The 223-nt window shown below is 55.2% G+C and carries 1 pseudogene; it reads right to left on the bottom strand.

Annotated elements, in window-relative coordinates:
- Window positions 1–184: pseudogene (locus tag AAC854_RS23910) on the bottom strand (hypothetical protein); the annotation flags it as partial.
- Window positions 185–223: the final 39 nt, after the last annotated feature.

The raw sequence follows: 223 nt of genomic DNA, 5'->3' as shown, positions 1-223 counted from the left end.
CTGATGCCAGCGTCACTGGCTGTGCCCAGACAATCTCGTCATAGAATCGGCCACCGAGCACTTTTTCATCCTGAGCGTCATAAATCATGACGGTCAGCGGGAAAAAAACGCCTTTCGTTTGATGAGATAACGTTTCCGGCACCGGCCAGTCGCCCAGCAGGTGAATAACCTTCAGCCGCTGCACCGCTTCGGTTACCGTAGCCGTTTCGCACACGGTCAGGGT

Origin of the sequence: Xenorhabdus entomophaga (assembly GCF_037996725.1) — a bacterium.
Taxonomy (GTDB): Bacteria; Pseudomonadota; Gammaproteobacteria; order Enterobacterales; family Enterobacteriaceae; genus Xenorhabdus; species Xenorhabdus khoisanae.
Note: the sequence above shows the minus strand (reverse complement) of the source record. Positions and strands in the feature narration are given on the sequence as shown.